Raw genomic sequence first — 17,885 nt, forward strand, 5'->3', positions numbered from 1 at the left:
TCATTTCCTCTGTTTATCCAGTTCCAGATTTCTGCCTCAAAACATTTTTATGCTCGTTGAGTAAGACCATTTTGGTGAATGTAAGATGACTATTGTAAAAGTTTCCTCAAAGGGCCAGATAGTCTTACCCAAGGCAATCCGCGAGAAGTTCGGCATCAAAGAGGGAGACGAGCTTGAGATCCTCGATTTCGGGGACGAGATTGTGATAGTTCCGGTAAAAAAAGGTCTGAAGCTCAGAGGGCTTGTAAAGTTTGAGAAACCTGTCAGGGAGATACTCCGAGAAATTCGGAAAGAAGAAGAGGAGCTGGAGGCCAGAGAATGAGGATCGTCTTGGATAGCTATGCAGTTTTGGCTTATATGAACGATGAACCAGCGGCGGAGAAGGTTGAGGAGTATCTCAACCTCGGGAGAAGCGGAAAGGCCGAACTCTACATGAATGTAGTGAACCTAGGCGAGGTTTATTACATCATCTCAAGAAAGAGGGGAACGAATACAGCAAATCTCGCGGTGGCCCTTATCAGGAGGGAACCTATCCAACCTGTGGTTGCTGATGAGAGGCTCGCGCTCATAGCCGGAAGGATAAAGGCATTCCACAGGCTCAGCTATGCAGATGCCTTCGCCGCCGCAACGGCAATAGACCTGAACGCCACTCTCCTAACCGGAGATGATGAGTTCAAAAGTGTTGAAGACAAGGTCAAAATAGAATGGCTTTGAGTTCTCATCGTTTTCTGGTCTTCTAAGCCAAAAGGAGAATGCCCGAGTTTACTACTCTCTTACCATGCTGTTGTAGATGTGTGCAACTTCCTTCCCAGTATTATACCCTCCGGGAGGAGGGAAATCTATAAATACCCGGAGGGAGGAGGGAAACGGGAACATTGGAGATTGTAGGAGGTACTATCTTGCTTCTATCAAGCTTTATGGGGCTTCTTGAACCGGTTAAATGGTTCAAAAATCCAAAATTTGGTAAATTGGGAGTAGTGGATCAGATAAAAGAATCCACAATCATCGCAATTGGCATTGTGTTGGGCGAAATGATTTCATTCTTTGATCCTGAGGAAAATATACCGATCTGGATGTTTGCCGTGTCTTCATTAGCATTCGCATTCACATTAACTTCTTTAGTGATAAACTACAGCCGCCTCAAGCGCTTCGAGCAGGAGGAAATGCTCGAAAAGCTCGCCGAGAAGCTCGGAGAGTCAATGGCAAAGGGACTGAAGGGAGCGAAGGACTAAGCCCTAATCACCCAGTATCTTTCCTTCCGCATTCCCTTCCGCTTCAGCTCCTCGAAGTGTCTCCTGGCGACCTCATAGAAGCCATTGTCATGGAGGACTATCCCCTCCTTTATGGCATCGAGGGCCGAGGGAGAGAGGTTTTCCAATGCTTTGAGAAACTCCGCTGGAGTATAAGCGAGTATATCCACGGGTAGGAAGTCCTCGTTGAGTTCATAGAGAGGCTTTGTCCTCGCTAAAAAGTTCCCACTCATCTTTCTGGATATCACTATCAGATCGTAGTCGCTCGCCCTGTTGTAGTCTCCTCTGGCTCTGGAACCAAAAAGGATAACCGTAACGTCACCGCTGAAGTAATTGACTATCCTCCTCACAAACCTCTCAAGTTCTGGTGAGATTTTCGACGGCCTTTTTGACGAAGCTGAGGACTTCTTCGGCATAGTCTATCATCTCCAGAGCGATATCCTCAGAATAGTACTCGAAGGGAGAACCCTCCGGGTAGGCGTCTGGATAGCGGGGCGCTATGTAGTTTCTGTCGAGCTCCATCGCCCTGTGGAACAGCTCCCGTGGAACCTCAAAGCCTTCATCACGCAGGTTTCTGAGAAGTCTCGTTATGGAGTGCCCAATTGGGGCGAAGCCCAATCCACGAAGGAGCGCCTTAACCGCCAGCTCAGCCGCCTGCTGGGCCTTGAAGCTCGCCCACTCGTAGTCCCCACCTTCCAGATCCCTAAGGGCAGAGCGAAGGGTCTTTTCGGCCTGCCTCATCCACCTCTCGTACTCGCTCCACTTGAACATGGGCATCAGGGGGAATTCGGAGTGGGAGTATTTAACGCCTTCGCCAAGTATTATACCCTCCGGGAGGAGGGAAATCTATAAATACCCGGAGGGAGGAGGGAAATGGATCTGGGAACTTTTCTCGTGTTAGTCTCTTTGGCCATTGGAGCCGGTTTACTGATGTTGAGTGATGCAATAGAACCATGGAACGAAAATGATATCGAACAGATACAAAAAGCCTACAACAATGCTCTAACTGGCATGTTGCTCTCATTTTTCATCGCTCAACCCCTGGCAATATACTCCGTAGTTTTAGGAATTGGACTGGGATGGTTTGCGGAAATATTTGCAATAATGGCCACAATAGATTTTCTATTCAAGTGGAGAAAATACAAAAGCATATACCAAAGGCTCCTCCTCCAAGAAGCAATCGCCAGGGGCGTCGAAATCGGCATGAAGAAGGCGAAAGAAGCCTAAAGTTCACCCGCCTTCCGGAGTTCTTTTTACACCCCATCGAATATTCCAAAGTCATTTCCCAAATCTCCCCACATTGAGGCTACCATGCCACAAGATTTAAGAACAGCAGAACCACAACGCCAAAGATTGAGAGCCAGAGTGAAAACATATTTAACCCATGAGGACAACCTCTTAATCGGTGGGATGATGAGCGAAGCCATTAACCCCAACGTGCTCCTCCAAAAGATTGACCGCATTGAGAGGGAGCTGGAAGACCTCAGGCTCATGCTCCTAAAAATGATGTCCAATGAGCCTTCAGGAGAAGTGGACGAAGAAACGCTGAGGGAGTTTGAAAAAGACCTGAAAGACATGGTTGAAGGTGAGGTAAAAACTCTCAGTGCCGATGAGGCCATAAAAATCCTTTCGGAGAAGCTTGAAGGCTAACGCTTTTTATATGCCCTGCTTCTCGGTTCAATTCTGACAACGTACACAATTTTATTCCTCCAGTCCACAGCGTAGAGAACCCTGTAATCTCCAAGGCGAAGGCGATACCCATTAAGGCCCAAAATCTTCCGATTGGTTAACGGCTTGATGTCGTAGCCCTCTGGCAGAGGGTTTTCCTTAACGTCTTGGAGAAATTCTATAAACAGTCTAAGATGGGCGGGCTTAAGAAGCTGGGAAGCCGATTTGACGACCTTCGGATGAACCCTGACATCGAACATATCCCCACCCCGAGTGCCTTCTAAATACCACCCAACGACATTCACTGCCATCTTCTGGTTTTAAACCCAAGCTTGGCAAGGAATATAAGCGGGGACGAGTTTATGACAACCCTCATGAGAGCTCCTCCAGAACCTTAAGGTCGCTCTCAAGCTCCTCTTCATCGTAGAGTATGCCACTCCCCTCCTTAGCTAGGAGCTCAACGAACTCCCACTTGCTCAGACCCGCTAACCTTCTCGCCTGGCCAAAGGAGAGTATGCCCTTCTCGTAGAGGCGCAGGGCCAGTTCCACCTTTATTCTCCCCTCAACCTCCTCGTCCGGTATCTTCACCATTCCGGGGATTTCAACAACTACTTTCCTGCCATCTTCCCACCGGTTCAAGATTGGTGTTGGGATATTTAATCCCTTCGTCCCCAAGTATTATTTTCTCTGGAGAGGAATAGCGCGGAGCTCATGAAAACTTGAGAAATCATTAGCTTTGGAATATCTCGGATTTTGCTAGCAATGATCTTGTTTAACCTTTCTTGTCAACTTTTTCAAAGGGGTTGTATATCCTAATTCCTTCAACCTTTTCGAAGTCCTTAACGTTCCTCGTCACCAGCGTGAGGTTGTGTAGGAGTGCCGTAGCCGCTATAACCGCGTGGGGGAGCTTTATGATAACCTTTCTCCTGAGTTCGATGGCAATATCTGCTATCTCGTCGGTGAGAGGTATGACGTGCGCGAAGCTTATGAACTCCTTTGACTTCTTAAAGCCCTCTGGGGTATGCCCTCTCCAGCCGAGAAACTCTATTTTCGTGATTATGGAGACGTTGAAGCTTTTCCTCAGGATTTCCTCCACTTTGGGAAGCTCCTCCTCCGGAATTGCGTCCGCGAGGTAATAGATGAGAATGTTTGTGTCGATCAGAAATCCCTCTCCCATTCCTTCCTCAGCTCCCTGAGGCTTTTCTCAAGGTCTTTTCTGCCCCTGTAAATTCCCCTGTACTTTGATGGCTCGAAGAACTCAGCTTTTATCCTCTCCCAGAGTTCTGGAGGAATTATGACACCCTTAACCTTCCCGTGCTCGTCGTAGATGTACTCAATCCCTTCCATGCTCACACCAGGGGGTGGTTTCGTCCTCCACGTATTTAACCCCTTCGCCTCCAGATATTATACCCTCCGGGAGGAGGGAAATGGGAAGCAGTGTAATTGAACTTGAGAAAAAATTGAATGCAGGTAGTGACATAGGCTTTATGGTCTTGATAATAATCGGGATTTTTGTGCTATTGTTTCTCCAGTTGCTTGCGTTTGATTTGCGCAACATCTCTCTCATGGGATAGTTGGCAATTTTTACAGGCTGGATTGTACTTCTTGCAGGCCCCATGTCGTTAATATACTCAGCGTATAAAGTCCAAGCTGACCCTCAGGAGTTCGTGGATGCCTATAAGAGGGACTACCCACGGGAGAAGGAAATTGAGATTCTTGAACTAGCTTACAAAAAGGCTCATGAATATCAGAATGAAGCATTTAAAGATGCTCTATCCACGTGGTTGGGCTTCGGCTTTTATCTTGGACTCATTGAGATAGGTCTGTCCTCTGGTGGTTTGATAATAAAGAACGGGGCATATTTTTGGACAGTTTTCAGCATAAGCTCGATAGTATCTTTCATTGGGTTTATCCTGACAATCATCTCATACCTCCACAAGCGCTCCATTGAAAAGGCCCTCTTCGCCATCCAGCTCAAGAAGACCGACAAGACCGAGCTCTCAATAAAGCTCTGATTTTATCCCTTTATCAAACTCCTCCCCACCATGTTGGCAGGCTTATCCACGCCAAAGAAATCCAGTATCGTCGGAGCTATGTCCATGAGCGAGGCGTTTTCAAGGTTTGCGTTCTCAAAGCCCCAGAGGATGAGCGGGACCTTCACAACAGGCTCGTTGTTGGAACCGTGCATGCCCTTAACCCAGTGGCTCACACCTTTAATCCCCCTACACATCCTGTGGGAGCAGAACCAGTAGCCCGGTTTAGCTGAAACTATAAGCTCTCCGCTGTTGGGGCTGTTCAAATGGGGAAGTTCATCGCGGAAGAAAACGTCTTTAACGCCCGGCGCTTTCCTCAGAATCTCAAAGGCATCCTCAGCATCGCCGGGATTTCTCAGGTAAACGTGAACACCCCCACCCGAGGAGACCCTCTTAACCCCTATCCCGCTATCCATGAGGAGCTCCCTGAGGTTCACCCACGTGTGCACTTCCTCCTGTCCATGGTCGGCGAAGATTACGAAGGCGTACTCGTCCTTAAGGCGCTCCCAGAGGGTTCTAACGGCGGCATCGACGGTTTCCACCGCTTTGAGCGCGCCCTCGCTCAGGGGACCGTGGTCGTGGCTCATGCCGTCTATCGAGGCGAAGTGGACAAGGAGTAAGTCGGGTTTGCATTCCTCGTAGATGTATAGGGCAGAATTCAAGACCCATACATCTTTCCTCCAGTCCCTCCCGTGTTTTCTATAAAGCTCGTTGCTCGCAAAGAAGGGCGGGAAAATCCTCACGTCCGTTCCGCTGAAGGGTGGCATGGTGTAGCCGCTGACGGAACCAGTCTTGATACCTCTCCCCCTGAGAATATCAACGATTGTTGGGGCTTTAATGACCCTGTGGGGATTGAAAGCTATTTCGTAGTCGTAGAAGTTAATCTTCCTGTCGGTCAGTCTGTCATAGTAGCCGTTTTCCACAACTCCATGGTCTTTGGGCCATACCCCTGTCATAACGCTCGTGTGAACGAGGTCGGTAAGGGTTGGGAAGATTGAGTCAACTACCGTGAAATCGCCGTTTTCTGCCAGCTCGCTCAGGAAGGGCATGTATTTGAGGTTGTAAATTCCGTTCCCGTCGAGGCTTATGAGGGCCAGCTTTTTCATTTCGATCACCGGTGTCAGTCTGACGTGCAGTCATCACAATTCAGTGGGATGGAGTGATCGTCATCCACCGCCCTACTTTCCCTTCAACCAGTATATATTCCTTCCGAGCCACTCGTCCAAGGTTTTCTGCCTCGCGAGATAGCCAAGGATGTAGCTCCTTTCAAGGTACTTCTCGAATGGATGCTCAAGGCGTCTCCTAATCGCTTCCAGAGCCTCATTAAGGGTTTCAAAGCGACCTATCAAGTTTCCCAGAGCTTTCTTCACCCCGAGCCTTATCTGCCACACGCCAACGGGGGCGTAGTATTCGGGCGTAACCTCACGGAAGACTACTGTCCTCGCCTGCCTCTTCCTCCCGCGAAGCGCTTCAAGAACGCTTAAGCGGGCCGCGTAGTAGGCTCCAGCGGTTTCCTTGACGTACTCCCTCCTCCCGCGGAAGTCTTCATAATCGTGGATTACGCTCGGCTCGCTCGAACCGAAGAGCGAACCCTTCAGCCAGACCTCAAGGAGCTCGAAAGCGTAAGTTTCAGGCATTAAAAGAACCGCGTAGCGGTTTCCAAGGAAGCGGTAGAAGTAAACCTCGTAGTTGTTGATCAGTTGGTAGTGCAAAATCTCCCTCCTCAGGTTCTTTCCTATCGTGTCCTGTACCGCCGTGATGCTCCACCTCGTCGGGACAAGTTTCTTTTCAACCCCGAGCAATCCTGCTGAGAGGAGCCTCACGATGTAGTACTCATCAAAACCCCAGTTGTAGAGCCTCATTATCGCTTCCTCTGCCTTCAGCTCGTCGCTCACAACGTAATCCGTCTTCCTCGGTATCCTCGGGTTCTCCGTAAGCTCGAAGTCGAGCAGTTCAGCTTTTGGGCCGAGGGGCGGTGCAAACTCGCTCGGGATGACCTTGAGGACTGGTCTTTTCTTGAGGAGTATTTCGCTGTCAACGGGCCTAACGCTCATAGCGAGCTCCTGAATCTCGCTCAGAACTCTTCCGCTCTTCCTCACGTTCACGTTCACCTTGCTCTCACCCATAACCAGAAGGGAGCGGTAGTAGAGGATGTCCTTTATCCTTTTATCCTCCCACTTCAGAGGGCTGTCGAGGTAGCTCGTGTCTCCTTCTATCGGCGGGACGAGCGGGCCTATCCTGACCTTCGGATAGCCGTGCTCCCCAACAAAGAGGCTCGGCGGGGAGGAGCCGAAAAGATGTCTTTTGTTCAGCTTCTGCTCAACTCTTTGAGCTACCCTGAAGCGTTCGAGTATGGGGCAGGTCGGCCTTCCGCAGAGTAGTTTCCGTCCCTTGCAGATGGCGCAGAGTTTTGAGTTGAAAAGCTCAGTCATCATGAAGAAGTGCGCCCTTGAGGTTTAAAACATGTTCCTCAGCTGGATAACCATTCCGTTTAACACATCCGGAGAATGCATATTAGTGTGTTTTCATAAACGCTTATATACTTCAATGTACTGATTTGTCATGAGGTGTCTTTATGTACGGCAACTGGGGAAGGTTTCTGCGCGTAAACCTCTCCACCGGAGAGATAAAGGTGGAGAAATACGACGAGGAGTTCGCCAAGAAGTGGCTCGGAAGCAGGGGCATGGCAATCTACTTCCTTCTGAGGGACATGGACCCGAAGGTCGACCCTCTGAGCCCTGAGAACATGCTGATAATTACCCCAGGCCCGCTGAGCGGAACGAGCGCTCCAACCGGTGGAAGGTACAACGTCGTCACAAAGAGCCCGCAGACCGGTTTCATAACGATGTCCAACTCCGGTGGCTACTTTGGAGCTGAGCTCAAATTTGCCGGCTGGGACGGGATAATCGTTGAAGGGAAGGCCGACAGCCCGGTTTACATCTACATCAAGGACGACAACGTCGAGATTAGAGACGCGAGCCACCTGTGGGGCAAGGTTGTTAGCGAGACCGAGGAACTAATAAAGAAAGAGATTGGAAGCAAGAAGCTCCACATAGCGAGCATAGGCCCGGCCGGGGAGAACTTGGTCAAGTTCGCCGCTGTTATGAACGACGGCCACAGGGCAGCTGGAAGGGCAGGCGTTGGAGCCGTCATGGGGAGCAAGAACCTCAAGGCAATAGCCGTTGAGGGAACCAAGCACGTCCCGATAGCGGACAGGCAGAAGTTCATGCTCACAGTTAGGGAGAAGATAAACAAGCTGAGGAACGACCCCGTTGCCGGCGGTGGACTGCCGAAGTACGGTACGGCAGTTCTGGTAAACATCATAAACGAGAACGGTCTCTATCCAACGAGGAACTTCCAGACGGGTGTCTTTGAGTACGCCTACGAGCAGAGCGGTGAGGCGATGGCTGCCAAGTACCTCATAAGGAACCAGCCGTGCTACGCCTGTCCGATAGGCTGTGGTAGGGTGAACAAGCTTCCCACTGTGGGAGTTACCGAAGGACCGGAGTACGAGAGCATCTGGGCGCTCGGAGCAAACCTTGGTATAAATGATCTAGCCAGCATAATCGAGGCCAACCACATGTGCGACGAGTTCGGTCTCGACACTATCTCAACCGGTGGAACGCTCGCCACAGCCATGGAACTCTGGGAGAAGGGCCTCCTCAAGCCTGAGGACGTTGGTGAGGACGCTCCTCCCTTCAGGTTCGGCAACACCGAGGTTCTTCACTACTACATCGAAAAGATAGCCTACAGGAAGGGCTTTGGAGATGTCCTCGCTGAGGGAGGCTACCGCCTGGCAGAGAAGTTCAACGGCGTTGACTACTTCATGGGCGTCAAGAAGCTTGAACTACCTGCATACGACCCGCGCGGAGCGGAGGGACACGGTCTCGGCTACGCAACCAACAACCGCGGTGGCTGTCACATCAAGAACTACATGATAAGCCCGGAGATACTCGGCTACCCGTACAAGATGGATCCCCACGACATAAGCGACGACAAGATAAAGATGCTGATCCTATTCCAGGACCTCAGCGCGATCATAGATGCAGCAGGCCTCTGTCTATTCACGACCTTCGGTCTTGGAGCAGACGACTTCCGCGACATGCTCAACGCCGCCCTCGGATGGGACTTCTCAACTGAGGACTACCTCAGGATAGGCGAGCGCATCTGGAACGCCGAGAGGATATTTAACCTGAAGGCAGGACTCATCCCTGAGAGGGACGACACCTTACCAAAGAGATTCCTTGAGGAGCCGATGCCAGAAGGGCCGAACAAGGGCCACGTTGTCCGCTTAAAGGAGATGCTGCCGAGGTATTACAAGATGCGCGGCTGGACCGAGGACGGAAGGGTTCCGAAGGAGAAGGCGGAGGAGCTCGGCATAGCCGAGTTCCTGTGATTCTTCTTCCCATTTTTGTCCAGTAATTCTTTTATGCCCCTTTGAGAAGAGCCCGGCTTAAGGTGATACCCGTGATTGTCAAGCTCTTTGCGACCCTCATCGAGTTCACGGGCAAGAGAAGGCTGGAAATCCACGGGCCTAAAACCGTTGGGGAACTTTTAGATGAGCTGGATCGAATGTTCCCGGGCTTCAAGAAACAGCTTGAGAAGGGATACATAATACTCGTGAACGGAAAGAACATCGAGCACCTTCAGGGCCTTGATACGCCTCTCACCGATGAAGACACGGTCAGCATATTTCCGCCAGCAGGAGGCGGTTGAAATGGGCATAAAGCTTAGCCCGAAGGAGTACACATTCTCCCTGTGGGACGGGAAGGTTATAGTGAAGCCAAAGCTCGACATGAAGTACCTCTACATTGAGGTCACCAGCCGCTGTAATTTAAAGTGCGAGATGTGCTTCAAACAGTACTGGGAAGATGAGGAAGGCGATATGGACTGGGAACTGTTCCTCAAGATACTCGACGACGCCGAGGAGTTCCCCGAGCTTAGGATGGTCTACCTCGGTGGAATCGGAGAGCCGACAGTTCACCCGCGCTTCATGGACATGGTGAGGGAAGTCAAAAAGAGGGGCTTTGCCCTTGGAATGAGCAGCAACGGAACCCTGATGACCGATGAGATGCTCCGCGAGTTCGCGAAGCTCGGAGTTGACCTGATTTACTTCTCCATGGACACCGTTCCGACGGCTCAAAACGCCATAACCCTCGGCCACATAGCGGCCGCCGTGACAGCGGACAAGATAAGGAAGCTCGTCAAGTACCGCGAGGAGTACGGAACGCACAGGCCGAGCATCGGCGTTGAGGTCGTTGTAACGAAGGAGAACTACCAAGAGCTCCCCGAGCTGGCCAAGTTCCTCCTTGATCTGGGAGTCGATGCGATGCTCGTCTCGAATCTCCTCCCGCTGACCCCGGAACAGGTTGATGACATAGTCTATGACGGCAGTGTTGACATGACGCCGATCCTTGACGAGCTCTACAAGATAGCCCACAACGGCCTTTACATAAAGCTCCCGAAGTTTGAACTTAAGACCGAGAGACAGTGCGACTTCGACGAGAACAACGTTGCAGTCGTTCGCTGGGACGGTGAGGTTGCTCCCTGCTACCGCTTCCTGCACACCTACAAGGAGTACATCTTCGGCAGGGAGAAGAAGGTGAACGCCTACTCCTTCGGCAACGTGAGGGAGAAGAGCCTCGCCGAGATATGGACGAGCGAGAAGTACACCTGGTTCCGCTTCACCATGAAGAACTACATGTATCCCTCATGTACAGACTGCGACCTAAGGGATGCGTGCGACTTCGTCAAAACAACGGACATAGACTGCTGGGGCAACGAGCCGAGCTGTGCAGACTGCCTCTGGTCGAGGAGGATAGTCCAGTGCCCGATTCCGCAGTACATGTTCGGGAAGTTCTTCTGAGATTCCAAAAAGCTTAAAAACCCCCTCCGGCTCATATAACTCGGGCATCGGAGTGCCGCGGTAGCCTAGCCTGGTAGGGCGCCGGCCTGCTAAGCCGGTGGGCGGTGCCCACCGGGGTTCAAATCCCCGCCGCGGCGCCATACTTTCTACGGGTTAAACGCCGGGATAGCCTAGAGGCGAGGCGAGGGACTGCAGATCCCTTCCACCCGGGTTCAAATCCCGGTCCCGGCTCCACAACAAACTTTTGCAGGGCAAAGCTTGGTCAAAGCTGGATAGTAATACGCTGTTTCTTTTTCTTCTGTTTAAAGCACCCTCCGGGCACTATTTTAAAGCAGATACTTCCTTAAAGCTTATTGGCATCAAGAGTGTACTCTCACACCGATGCCGAGAATTTATAAACTCACGACAAACATGCCTTTGGTGATAGCCGTGATAAGGGTCAAGGTTCTCGGCAGGGGAATAGAGAAGGAGTTAGAGTGGAAGAAGGGCATGACCATCGCAGATATCCTGAGGGAGGTTGGCTTCAACACCGAGAGCGCCATAGCGAAGCTCAACGGCAGGGTTGCCCTGGAGGATGAAAGGGTAAAGGACGGGGACTACGTCGAGGTTATCCCCGTTGTCTCGGGAGGATAGCCTAACTCCCGAGCCTCTTTCTCATGAAGGCCTCAAAGCCCTCCATTGCCTCCTCAAGTACCTCCACCGGCGGGAGGAAGACTATCCTGAAGTGCCACTCTCCAGCTCTCCCGAAGCCCGAGCCGTGGACAAAGAGCACGTGCGCCTCGTGGAGAACATCAAGGACGAACTCCTTGTCGTTTTTCCACTTGGAGCGTTCCTCTATCCTCGGGAAAATGTAGAATGCTCCCTGTGGCTTCTGGGTGCTCACCCCGGGAATCTCGGTGAGGCGTTTGTAGATGTAGTCCCTCCTCTCGCGGAGCTTTTTCATGTATTCCTTCAGGTAGTCCATTGGACCGGTTAAACCGGCTATTGCCGCGAACTGCGCCGGCGTGTTGGGGCATATCCTTATCCTCATCAGCTTGTCTATGGCCTCCCTCACCTCGGAGAGCTTACCCTCTGGGTCAACGTAGTAGAAGTAGCCAAGGCGCCAGCCAGTTGCAAAGTAAACCTTGGAGAGGCCGTTCATGACTATTACCGGGACGTCCTTCGTGAGCGAGCCGGGGGAAACGTGCTCCCCCTCGTAGGTCATGAGGTCGTATATCTCGTCGCTTATGACCGGCAAATCGTACTCTCCGGCGAGGTCGAGAATTGCCTTTACCGTTTTCTTCTCGTAGAGAGCCCCGGTCGGGTTGTTCGGGTTTATAACGGCTATTGCCTTCGTCCTTTCGTCTATCAGCTTCCTCATGTCGTCAAGGTCGGGTTGCCAGCCGTTCTCCTCGATGGTCATGTACTCCCTTGGCTCTCCCTCGTAGAACTTGACGAGTCCGATGTAGGGAGGATAGCTCGGACTGGGAACGAGGATGTTGTCTCCCGGATCGAGAAGACCGCCGAATATGAGCTGGAGGGCCTCTGTAACGGCCGTTGTAACGCGGACATCGTCGGGGGTTATGTCGACGCCGTTCTTCCTCTTCTCGCGCTGAACGACCGCCTCCCTCAACTCCGGAAGGCCCTCGCTCGGCCCGTAGTAGTTGTGGCCCTCCCTTATTGCCCGACAGTAGGCTTCCTTCATATGCTCCGGTGGTTGAAAGTCGTATTTGCCCGGGTCACCGATGTTGAGGCGGATGACTTTTACCCCCTTCTTTTCAAGTTCTCTGGCCGGAAGAACAACGTCCCTTATGGCGTATTCAACGCCCATGGCCCTCTGGGAAGGTCTGATCATTATGCACCACCGGTCTAAGATTGTACGTTCCAAATAAAAACTTTGGCAAAGCTGGAATAATACTAGGAAACGTTTAAAACATCTCGGCCAAACCGTTTCGGGCGATGAAGAATAGCAAGCATGCTGAGCGGTGATGACGTGAACACCCTCAGAGCCCCTCGATACTTTTATTAGGCCAGAGATTGACTCGGGCACATGAACATCTTCATACCCCTTCTCCTCGGGGTCGTTCTTGGCTACATCCTTAGAAGCAGGGGAAAAAGACCGAACTTAGAAAAACCCACCAGCTTAGCCCTGCTTTTGATGATATTCTTTCTCGGGGTGAAGACAGGAGAGGTAAACGTCAACGGACTTTGGTTGCTCGGGACTTCAATCCTCTTCGCCATCTTTACAGCGGGGGGAAGCCTCCTGCTGGCACTGGGGGTGAGGGGATGAAGTTCCTCTACATGGTTCTCGCATCCCTAACCGCGGGCTTCCTCGTCGGGCGCTTCTACTCTCCGGATTTCGGAAACGCCTACGAGGTAATGCTCTACATCATAATCTTCCTCATAGGGGTTGACCTTGGCCTGAACTTCAGGGTTAAGGAACTGAGAAAGATGGGCAGGAAGGCCCTGACACTGCCGGTTAAGACCCTCCTCGGCTCCATCCTCGGCGGGATAGGAGTCGCGCTCCTCATGGGCATCGAGCCAAAGTGGGGGATGGCCATAGGGGCGGGTTGCGGCTGGTACTCCCTGACCGGCCCGCTCATAGCCCAGTACTCGGCCGTTTATGGGGCAGTCGGATTTCTGGGAAACCTGCTTAGGGAAGTCCTGACAGTTATCCTCTACCCAGTGATAATCCGCTGGATACCACCGGAGGAAGCTGTCTCCATCGGGGGAGCAACAACGATGGACACGACACTGCCGATAATAAGCAGGTTCGGGGGAAGGGAAGTTGGTTTAGTTGCATTCGTTCACGGCTTCGTCCTCACCGCCGTCGAGCCCTTCCTCCTGCCCCTGATTCTGGGTCTTTAGCTGTACTTCTTGAGCAGGCCCTTCAGGAGGGCCTCGTGCTGTTCCTCGTTCCTCATTATCTCCCTGGCAAGCTCCCTGACGACCGGGTGGAAGGCCCTCTTAGACAACTCTTCGTAGAGGGACTTCATTCTCCCGGCAAGCTCGGCGTACTCCTTTATCGTCTCGGCGACCTTCTTCCCCTCAGGGACAACTATCTCTGTGGGCATCTCCTTGAGGAACTCCTCGACCAGCTCCTCCGGGGGAACCCTTGCACCTATCGGGCCGAAGCCGAGTGGCATTACAATCGTCGGGACACCGGGGATTAGAACCATCTCCTCAGGCCCCTCCCTGAAGTGCTCTTCCAGAAGTTCCTCCGCCTCCCTGTGGGCCTTTTCAAGGGCCTCCATGAGGTGCCTGTGGAATATCGTGTCAACCGCCATCCTGAGGATCAGTCCCCTGAGGTCAGCGTATTCCGGCCTCTCAAGCTTCTTCAGGAGCTTTTTGTACTTCCTTTCCGCCTTCTCCTCAACTTCCTTGACCTCTTTGACAACGTCCACCATCCTCATCTCCCACCACCTCCGACTTTTTAATAACTTTTTGTTTTTAAAAATTTTCCCCGGCAAAAAGCTTTTTAAACGTGCGGTCAACTCGAAACCCAGAGCTGTCACTGGCTCACGGCTCGGGGGTATCCGTGGAAAGGAACCCACCGGGCCCCTCGGTGGAGGTGAGAGCATGAAGTACCCGAAGCAGATAAGGACGTACTGTCCGTTTTGCAAGAGGCACACCATCCACAAGGTCGAGAAGGTCAAGAAGAGGCCTAGGAGCGAGCTAAGTCAGGGCCAGAGGAGATTCCGCAGAATCATGAAGGGTTACCGCGGTTTCCCGAGACCGAACCCGGCAGGCAGGGAAAAGCCCGTCAAGAAACTCGACCTTCGCTTCCGCTGTACGGTCTGCGGTAAGGCCCACACGAGGGGGAAGGGCTTCCGCGTTAAGAAGTTCGAGCTGGTGGAGGTGTGAGCATGGCCATCCCGAAGAACCTCATACCCATGCCACGCTCAAGGTTTCTCCGCGTTAAGTGCATTGACTGTGGCAACGAGCAGATTGTCTTCAGCCACCCGGCTACCAAGGTTCGCTGTCTCGTCTGCGGCGCCACGCTGGTGGAGCCGACCGGCGGAAAGGGCATCATAAAGGCAAAGATACTTGAGGTTCTTGAGTGAACCTTTTCTTTTCTCGCCAAACTTTTAAAAACCTCTTCTCTTAAACTCCTTCCGGTGTAAAAAGTTTTGAGGTGGTTGAAATGCCGAGAAAGGCCAAAGAGTATCCCGAAGAGGGAGAGTTCGTTATAGCGACGGTCAAGAACATTCACCCTTATGGCGCTTTCCTCAAGCTCGACGAGTACCCGGGTAAAGAGGGCTTCATGCACATCAGCGAGGTTGCCCCAACGTGGGTCAAGAACATCAGGGACTACCTGAAGGAGGGCCAGAAGGTCGTTGCGAAGGTCATCCGCGTTGACCCGAGTAAGGGGCACATCGATTTGAGCCTCAAAAGGGTCAACCAGCAGCAGAGGAAGGCCAAGCTCCAGGAGTACAAGAGGGCTCAAAAGGCCGAGAACCTTCTTAAAATGGCAGCCGAGAAGCTTGGAAAGGACTTTGAGACTGCATGGAGGGAAGTCTGGGTTCCTCTCGAAGAGGAGTACGGAGAGGTTTACGCTGCCTTTGAAGACGCCGCCCAGAACGGGATAGAGGTTCTCAAGGGACTCATTCCCGATGAATGGCTCGATGCTCTCAAGCCCATAATCGAGGCCTACGTCGAGATTCCAACGGTTACAATCGACGCCGAGTTCGAGATAACGGTTCCAAAGCCGAACGGAATCGAGATAATCAAGGAGGCATTGATAAGGGCGCGCGACAGGGCCAACAAGGAGAAGGACATCGAGGTCAAGTTCACCTACCAGGGGGCGCCGCGCTATAGAATAGACATCACCGCCCCGGACTACTACAAGGCTGAAGAAGTCCTGGAGGACATAGCCGAGGAGATACTCCGCGTCATCAAAGAGGCCGGTGGAGAGGCGACGCTCATAAGGAAGGAGAAGCGCATCAGAAAGATAAAGAGGAGGTAAAGATGAGGTTCAGGATAAGGAAGTGCCCTGTCTGCGGGCGCTACACCCTGAAGGAGACCTGTCCCGTCTGTGGGGCCAAGACCAGGGTGGCCCATCCCCCGCGCTTTTCGCCGGAGGATCCCTACGGGGAGTACAGGCGGAGGTTAAAGCGCGAGATGCTCGGAATAGCCAGTAAGGGTGAGCAAAAATGAAGGAGAGCATAATTTACGTCCTTGAGAGGCCCGAGCTCAGGGACCCCATATTCATCGAGGGACTCCCCGGGATTGGGCTGGTTGGAAAGCTCGCCGCTGAGCACCTGATACAGGAGCTCGACGCGGTCAAGTTTGCCGAACTTTACTCACCGCACTTCATGCACCAGGTTCTCATCAAGAGGAACTCAGTAGTTGAGCTCATGAAGAACGAGTTCTACTACTGGCAGAACCCGGATGAGGAGGGAAGGGACATAATCATAATCACCGGAGACCAGCAGGTGGCGCCAACAGATAGTCCCGGCCACTACGAGGTAGTCGGAAAGATGCTCGACTTCGTCCAGGAGCTCGGGGTGAGGGAGATAATCACGATGGGCGGCTACCAGGTTCCGGAGCTCAGGGGCGAGCCGAGGGTTCTCGCGGCGGTAACCCACGAGGAGCTCATAGACCACTACAAGGCCAAGCTCGAAGGCTGTGAAACAGAGGTAATCTGGAGGGAAGACGAGGGAGGGGCTATAGTGGGTGCAGCAGGCCTCCTCCTCGGCATAGGGAAGCTCCGCTCGATGTTCGGTATAAGCCTGCTCGGCGAGAGCCTAGGCTATATCGTTGACGCAAAGGCCGCCAAGGCCGTCCTCTCGGCTGTGACCAAGATACTCGGCATAAAGGTTGATATGACCGCGCTTGAGGAGCGCGCAAAGGAAACCGAGGAGATACTCCGGAAGGTTCAGGAGATGCAGAGGGCGATGCTTGAGCAGAGCATGCCCCCGGCCCACGAGGAAGAGGACAGGGGCTACCTCTGAACTTTTCTCTTTCCTTCTCAACCAAAGGTTGATAACACTAATGTACCAAAAGCGTTAAAAGAGTGCTACATTTTTATCAATTAATGACACCCAGCGGAGGTGGCGAAGTTGCACATCCCGGATGGCTACCTAGGCCCCTACACCTTCGCGCTGTTCTACCTGATAATGATACCGCTATGGTACAGAGCCTTTAGGTGGCTCGGAAACCTCAGGCCAAGCCAAGTGCCCCTCCTTGGAGTTCTAACGGCTTTTTCGTTCCTCGTGATGATGTACAACCTCCCGGTTCCCGGAGGGACAACGGCCCACATAGTCGGAGGAACAATAATCGCCATACTCATAGGCCCCTGGGCGGCAACGGTTTCATTGACCATAGTGCTGTTGATACAGGCCCTCTTCTTCGGCGATGGGGGGATAACCACCTACGCTGCGAACGTCTTCAACATGGGTGTTGTCCTGCCGTTCGTTGGCTACTACACCTACCGCTTCCTCACCCAGAGGCTAAAGCTCAACGAGATAGTCTCGGCTGGAATAGGCGCCTACGTTGGCCTCGTAACGGCTGCCGTTGTTGCCGGAATTGAGCTCGGAGTCCAGCCCTACATCCAGCCGGGCTACTGCCCTTACACGCTCAGCGTTTCAGTGCCGGCCATGGCCATAGCGCACCTCGTCACAGCCGGCCCGGCAGCAGCCATAGTCACTGGAGTTGTGGTCTGGTATGTTAAGAAGAGCAGACCAGACCTCTTCGAGATGAGGGCCATAACCAAAGTCAGGGGGTGATGGAATGGACCGGGTCACCAAGACGTTGCTCGCAATCATCGGAGCTATGATAATACTCTCGCCAATAGGCATCCTCCTCGTATGGAACTACAACGATGCATGGGGCGAGTGGGACGTCAACACCGTTGAGCAGATGGTCGGCCACAAACTTCCCGGGATGGAAAAGCTCTCGGATGTCTGGAGCCACGCGGTTCTCCCGGACTACAACCTCCCGGGCTGGGAGGACAAGCTACACGCCTCTCTCGGGTACATAATCTCGGCGGTCGTGGGTACGACCCTTGTTCTTCTCCTTTACTACGCCCTCGTGAAGTTCACAGGCGGAGGGGGCACTTCCGCCTAACCCTTTATTTTGGTGGTGGCA

General features: G+C 52.6%; 30 protein-coding genes and 2 tRNA genes. 21 read left to right on the forward strand and 11 right to left on the reverse strand.

The window, feature by feature from the left end; translation table 11 throughout:
• Positions 1-85 precede the first annotated feature (85 nt).
• From MVC73_RS01020 to MVC73_RS01030, 3 genes are all read left to right on the forward strand, one after another.
• Entirely contained in the window at positions 86-322 is a 237-nt protein-coding gene (locus MVC73_RS01020; protein ID WP_297506116.1) for an AbrB/MazE/SpoVT family DNA-binding domain-containing protein, read from the forward strand.
• Complete coding sequence (locus MVC73_RS01025; protein WP_297506117.1) at positions 319-714, forward strand: type II toxin-antitoxin system VapC family toxin; 396 nt, start codon at positions 319-321, stop codon at positions 712-714. The genes MVC73_RS01020 and MVC73_RS01025 overlap by 4 nt, the downstream gene beginning before the upstream one ends.
• Positions 715-875: 161 nt before the next feature.
• Positions 876-1,232 (forward strand): hypothetical protein, encoded by a 357-nt coding sequence (locus MVC73_RS01030; protein WP_297506118.1) that lies wholly within the window; start codon positions 876-878, stop codon positions 1,230-1,232.
• On the opposite strand, the gene MVC73_RS01035 is transcribed toward MVC73_RS01030, so the two are convergent.
• Positions 1,229-1,666, reverse strand: a complete 438-nt coding sequence (locus MVC73_RS01035; protein ID WP_297506119.1) for a nucleotidyltransferase domain-containing protein — start codon at positions 1,664-1,666, stop codon at positions 1,229-1,231. The two genes, MVC73_RS01030 and MVC73_RS01035, sit on opposite strands and share 4 nt — an antisense overlap.
• Positions 1,608-2,021, reverse strand: coding sequence for a HEPN domain-containing protein (locus tag MVC73_RS01040; RefSeq protein ID WP_297506158.1), 414 nt, complete (start codon positions 2,019-2,021; stop codon positions 1,608-1,610). The genes MVC73_RS01035 and MVC73_RS01040 overlap by 59 nt, the downstream gene beginning before the upstream one ends.
• 102 nt (positions 2,022-2,123) lie before the next feature.
• On the opposite strand from MVC73_RS01040, the gene MVC73_RS01045 reads away from it, so the two are divergent.
• Both MVC73_RS01045 and MVC73_RS01050 read left to right on the forward strand, forming a co-directional pair.
• Positions 2,124-2,477: a hypothetical protein gene (locus tag MVC73_RS01045; RefSeq protein ID WP_297506120.1), complete on the forward strand. Its 354-nt coding sequence runs from the start codon at positions 2,124-2,126 to the stop codon at positions 2,475-2,477.
• Positions 2,478-2,663: 186 nt separating this feature from the next.
• On the forward strand, positions 2,664-2,900 hold the full coding sequence (locus tag MVC73_RS01050) for a hypothetical protein (protein WP_297506121.1): 237 nt from the start codon (positions 2,664-2,666) through the stop codon (positions 2,898-2,900).
• Here the strand turns inward: MVC73_RS01050 and MVC73_RS01055 are convergent.
• The 5 genes from MVC73_RS01055 to MVC73_RS01075 form a co-directional block, all read right to left on the reverse strand.
• The gene (locus MVC73_RS01055) at positions 2,897-3,178 is read right to left on the reverse strand and encodes a type II toxin-antitoxin system RelE/ParE family toxin (protein ID WP_297506122.1); all 282 of its coding nucleotides are present in this window, start codon (positions 3,176-3,178) and stop codon (positions 2,897-2,899) included. The genes MVC73_RS01050 and MVC73_RS01055 overlap by 4 nt on opposite strands.
• A 112-nt stretch (positions 3,179-3,290) precedes the next feature.
• The gene (locus MVC73_RS01060; RefSeq protein ID WP_297506123.1) at positions 3,291-3,557 is read right to left on the reverse strand and encodes a UPF0175 family protein; all 267 of its coding nucleotides are present in this window, start codon (positions 3,555-3,557) and stop codon (positions 3,291-3,293) included.
• Between the two features lie 133 nt (positions 3,558-3,690).
• Positions 3,691-4,095, reverse strand: coding sequence for a type II toxin-antitoxin system VapC family toxin (locus MVC73_RS01065; RefSeq protein ID WP_297506124.1), 405 nt, complete (start codon positions 4,093-4,095; stop codon positions 3,691-3,693).
• A complete protein-coding gene (locus tag MVC73_RS01070) occupies positions 4,077-4,265 on the reverse strand; it encodes a hypothetical protein (protein WP_297506125.1) in 189 nt (62 codons plus the stop codon). The genes MVC73_RS01065 and MVC73_RS01070 overlap by 19 nt, the downstream gene beginning before the upstream one ends.
• Entirely contained in the window at positions 4,252-4,485 is a 234-nt protein-coding gene (locus MVC73_RS01075; RefSeq protein ID WP_297506126.1) for a hypothetical protein, read from the reverse strand. The genes MVC73_RS01070 and MVC73_RS01075 overlap by 14 nt, the downstream gene beginning before the upstream one ends.
• Positions 4,486-4,585: 100 nt before the next feature.
• Here MVC73_RS01075 and MVC73_RS01080 point away from each other — a divergent pair, with 100 nt between their 5' ends.
• Positions 4,586-4,933 carry a hypothetical protein gene (locus tag MVC73_RS01080; RefSeq protein WP_297506127.1) on the forward strand — a complete coding sequence of 116 codons (348 nt, stop codon included), beginning with the start codon at positions 4,586-4,588 and terminating at the stop codon, positions 4,931-4,933.
• 2 nt (positions 4,934-4,935) lie between these two features.
• Here the strand turns inward: MVC73_RS01080 and MVC73_RS01085 are convergent, their stop codons facing one another.
• Positions 4,936-6,057: an alkaline phosphatase family protein gene (locus MVC73_RS01085; protein WP_297506128.1), complete on the reverse strand. Its 1,122-nt coding sequence runs from the start codon at positions 6,055-6,057 to the stop codon at positions 4,936-4,938.
• Positions 6,058-6,129: 72 nt separating this feature from the next.
• Positions 6,130-7,383, reverse strand: coding sequence for an Nre family DNA repair protein (locus MVC73_RS01090; RefSeq protein WP_297506129.1), 1,254 nt, complete (start codon positions 7,381-7,383; stop codon positions 6,130-6,132).
• Positions 7,384-7,526: 143 nt separating this feature from the next.
• On the opposite strand from MVC73_RS01090, the gene aor reads away from it, so the two are divergent.
• From aor to MVC73_RS01120, 6 genes are all read left to right on the forward strand, one after another.
• Positions 7,527-9,347 carry an aldehyde ferredoxin oxidoreductase gene (gene aor / locus MVC73_RS01095; RefSeq protein WP_297506130.1) on the forward strand — a complete coding sequence of 607 codons (1,821 nt, stop codon included), beginning with the start codon at positions 7,527-7,529 and terminating at the stop codon, positions 9,345-9,347.
• A 71-nt stretch (positions 9,348-9,418) separates the two neighbouring features.
• Positions 9,419-9,667 (forward strand): MoaD/ThiS family protein, encoded by a 249-nt coding sequence (locus tag MVC73_RS01100; RefSeq protein ID WP_297506159.1) that lies wholly within the window; start codon positions 9,419-9,421, stop codon positions 9,665-9,667.
• Between the two features lies 1 nt (position 9,668).
• Complete coding sequence (locus MVC73_RS01105) at positions 9,669-10,817, forward strand: tungsten cofactor oxidoreductase radical SAM maturase (protein ID WP_297506131.1); 1,149 nt, start codon at positions 9,669-9,671, stop codon at positions 10,815-10,817.
• Between the two features lie 54 nt (positions 10,818-10,871).
• Positions 10,872-10,957: transfer RNA gene (locus tag MVC73_RS01110), tRNA-Ser, on the forward strand.
• A gap of 19 nt (positions 10,958-10,976) precedes the next feature.
• Positions 10,977-11,051, forward strand: a tRNA-Cys gene (locus MVC73_RS01115).
• Positions 11,052-11,246: 195 nt separating this feature from the next.
• Positions 11,247-11,450 carry a MoaD/ThiS family protein gene (locus tag MVC73_RS01120; protein ID WP_297506160.1) on the forward strand — a complete coding sequence of 68 codons (204 nt, stop codon included), beginning with the start codon at positions 11,247-11,249 and terminating at the stop codon, positions 11,448-11,450.
• Position 11,451: 1 nt separating this feature from the next.
• Here the strand turns inward: MVC73_RS01120 and MVC73_RS01125 are convergent, their stop codons facing one another.
• Entirely contained in the window at positions 11,452-12,651 is a 1,200-nt protein-coding gene (locus MVC73_RS01125; RefSeq protein WP_297506132.1) for a pyridoxal phosphate-dependent aminotransferase, read from the reverse strand.
• A gap of 195 nt (positions 12,652-12,846) precedes the next feature.
• Here MVC73_RS01125 and MVC73_RS01130 point away from each other — a divergent pair, with 195 nt between their 5' ends.
• Together MVC73_RS01130 and MVC73_RS01135 are read left to right on the forward strand one after the other, a co-directional pair.
• Complete coding sequence (locus MVC73_RS01130; protein WP_297506133.1) at positions 12,847-13,086, forward strand: hypothetical protein; 240 nt, start codon at positions 12,847-12,849, stop codon at positions 13,084-13,086.
• Positions 13,083-13,664 (forward strand): lysine exporter LysO family protein, encoded by a 582-nt coding sequence (locus MVC73_RS01135; protein WP_297506134.1) that lies wholly within the window; start codon positions 13,083-13,085, stop codon positions 13,662-13,664. Before MVC73_RS01130 ends, MVC73_RS01135 begins: the two co-directional genes overlap by 4 nt.
• Here the strand turns inward: MVC73_RS01135 and MVC73_RS01140 are convergent.
• Entirely contained in the window at positions 13,661-14,209 is a 549-nt protein-coding gene (locus MVC73_RS01140) for a hypothetical protein (protein WP_297506135.1), read from the reverse strand. The genes MVC73_RS01135 and MVC73_RS01140 overlap by 4 nt on opposite strands.
• Positions 14,210-14,375: 166 nt before the next feature.
• On the opposite strand from MVC73_RS01140, the gene MVC73_RS01145 reads away from it, so the two are divergent.
• From MVC73_RS01145 to MVC73_RS01175, 7 genes are all read left to right on the forward strand, one after another.
• Positions 14,376-14,660 carry a 50S ribosomal protein L44e gene (locus MVC73_RS01145; protein ID WP_297506136.1) on the forward strand — a complete coding sequence of 95 codons (285 nt, stop codon included), beginning with the start codon at positions 14,376-14,378 and terminating at the stop codon, positions 14,658-14,660.
• A gap of 8 nt (positions 14,661-14,668) precedes the next feature.
• The gene (locus MVC73_RS01150) at positions 14,669-14,860 is read left to right on the forward strand and encodes a 30S ribosomal protein S27e (RefSeq protein ID WP_297506161.1); all 192 of its coding nucleotides are present in this window, start codon (positions 14,669-14,671) and stop codon (positions 14,858-14,860) included.
• 80 nt (positions 14,861-14,940) lie between these two features.
• Positions 14,941-15,762: a translation initiation factor IF-2 subunit alpha gene (locus MVC73_RS01155; RefSeq protein WP_297506137.1), complete on the forward strand. Its 822-nt coding sequence runs from the start codon at positions 14,941-14,943 to the stop codon at positions 15,760-15,762.
• Between the two features lie 2 nt (positions 15,763-15,764).
• Entirely contained in the window at positions 15,765-15,953 is a 189-nt protein-coding gene (locus tag MVC73_RS01160) for an RNA-protein complex protein Nop10 (RefSeq protein ID WP_297506138.1), read from the forward strand.
• Positions 15,950-16,750, forward strand: a complete 801-nt coding sequence (locus MVC73_RS01165; RefSeq protein WP_297506139.1) for a proteasome assembly chaperone family protein — start codon at positions 15,950-15,952, stop codon at positions 16,748-16,750. Before MVC73_RS01160 ends, MVC73_RS01165 begins: the two co-directional genes overlap by 4 nt.
• 99 nt (positions 16,751-16,849) lie before the next feature.
• Positions 16,850-17,524 carry a cobalt transporter CbiM gene (gene cbiM / locus MVC73_RS01170; RefSeq protein WP_297506140.1) on the forward strand — a complete coding sequence of 225 codons (675 nt, stop codon included), beginning with the start codon at positions 16,850-16,852 and terminating at the stop codon, positions 17,522-17,524.
• Between the two features lie 4 nt (positions 17,525-17,528).
• Positions 17,529-17,864 (forward strand): PDGLE domain-containing protein, encoded by a 336-nt coding sequence (locus tag MVC73_RS01175; protein ID WP_297506141.1) that lies wholly within the window; start codon positions 17,529-17,531, stop codon positions 17,862-17,864.
• The last annotated feature ends 21 nt before the right edge of the window (positions 17,865-17,885 follow it).

It is taken from the genome of Thermococcus sp. (assembly GCF_027052235.1).
GTDB lineage: Archaea > Methanobacteriota_B > Thermococci > Thermococcales > Thermococcaceae > Thermococcus.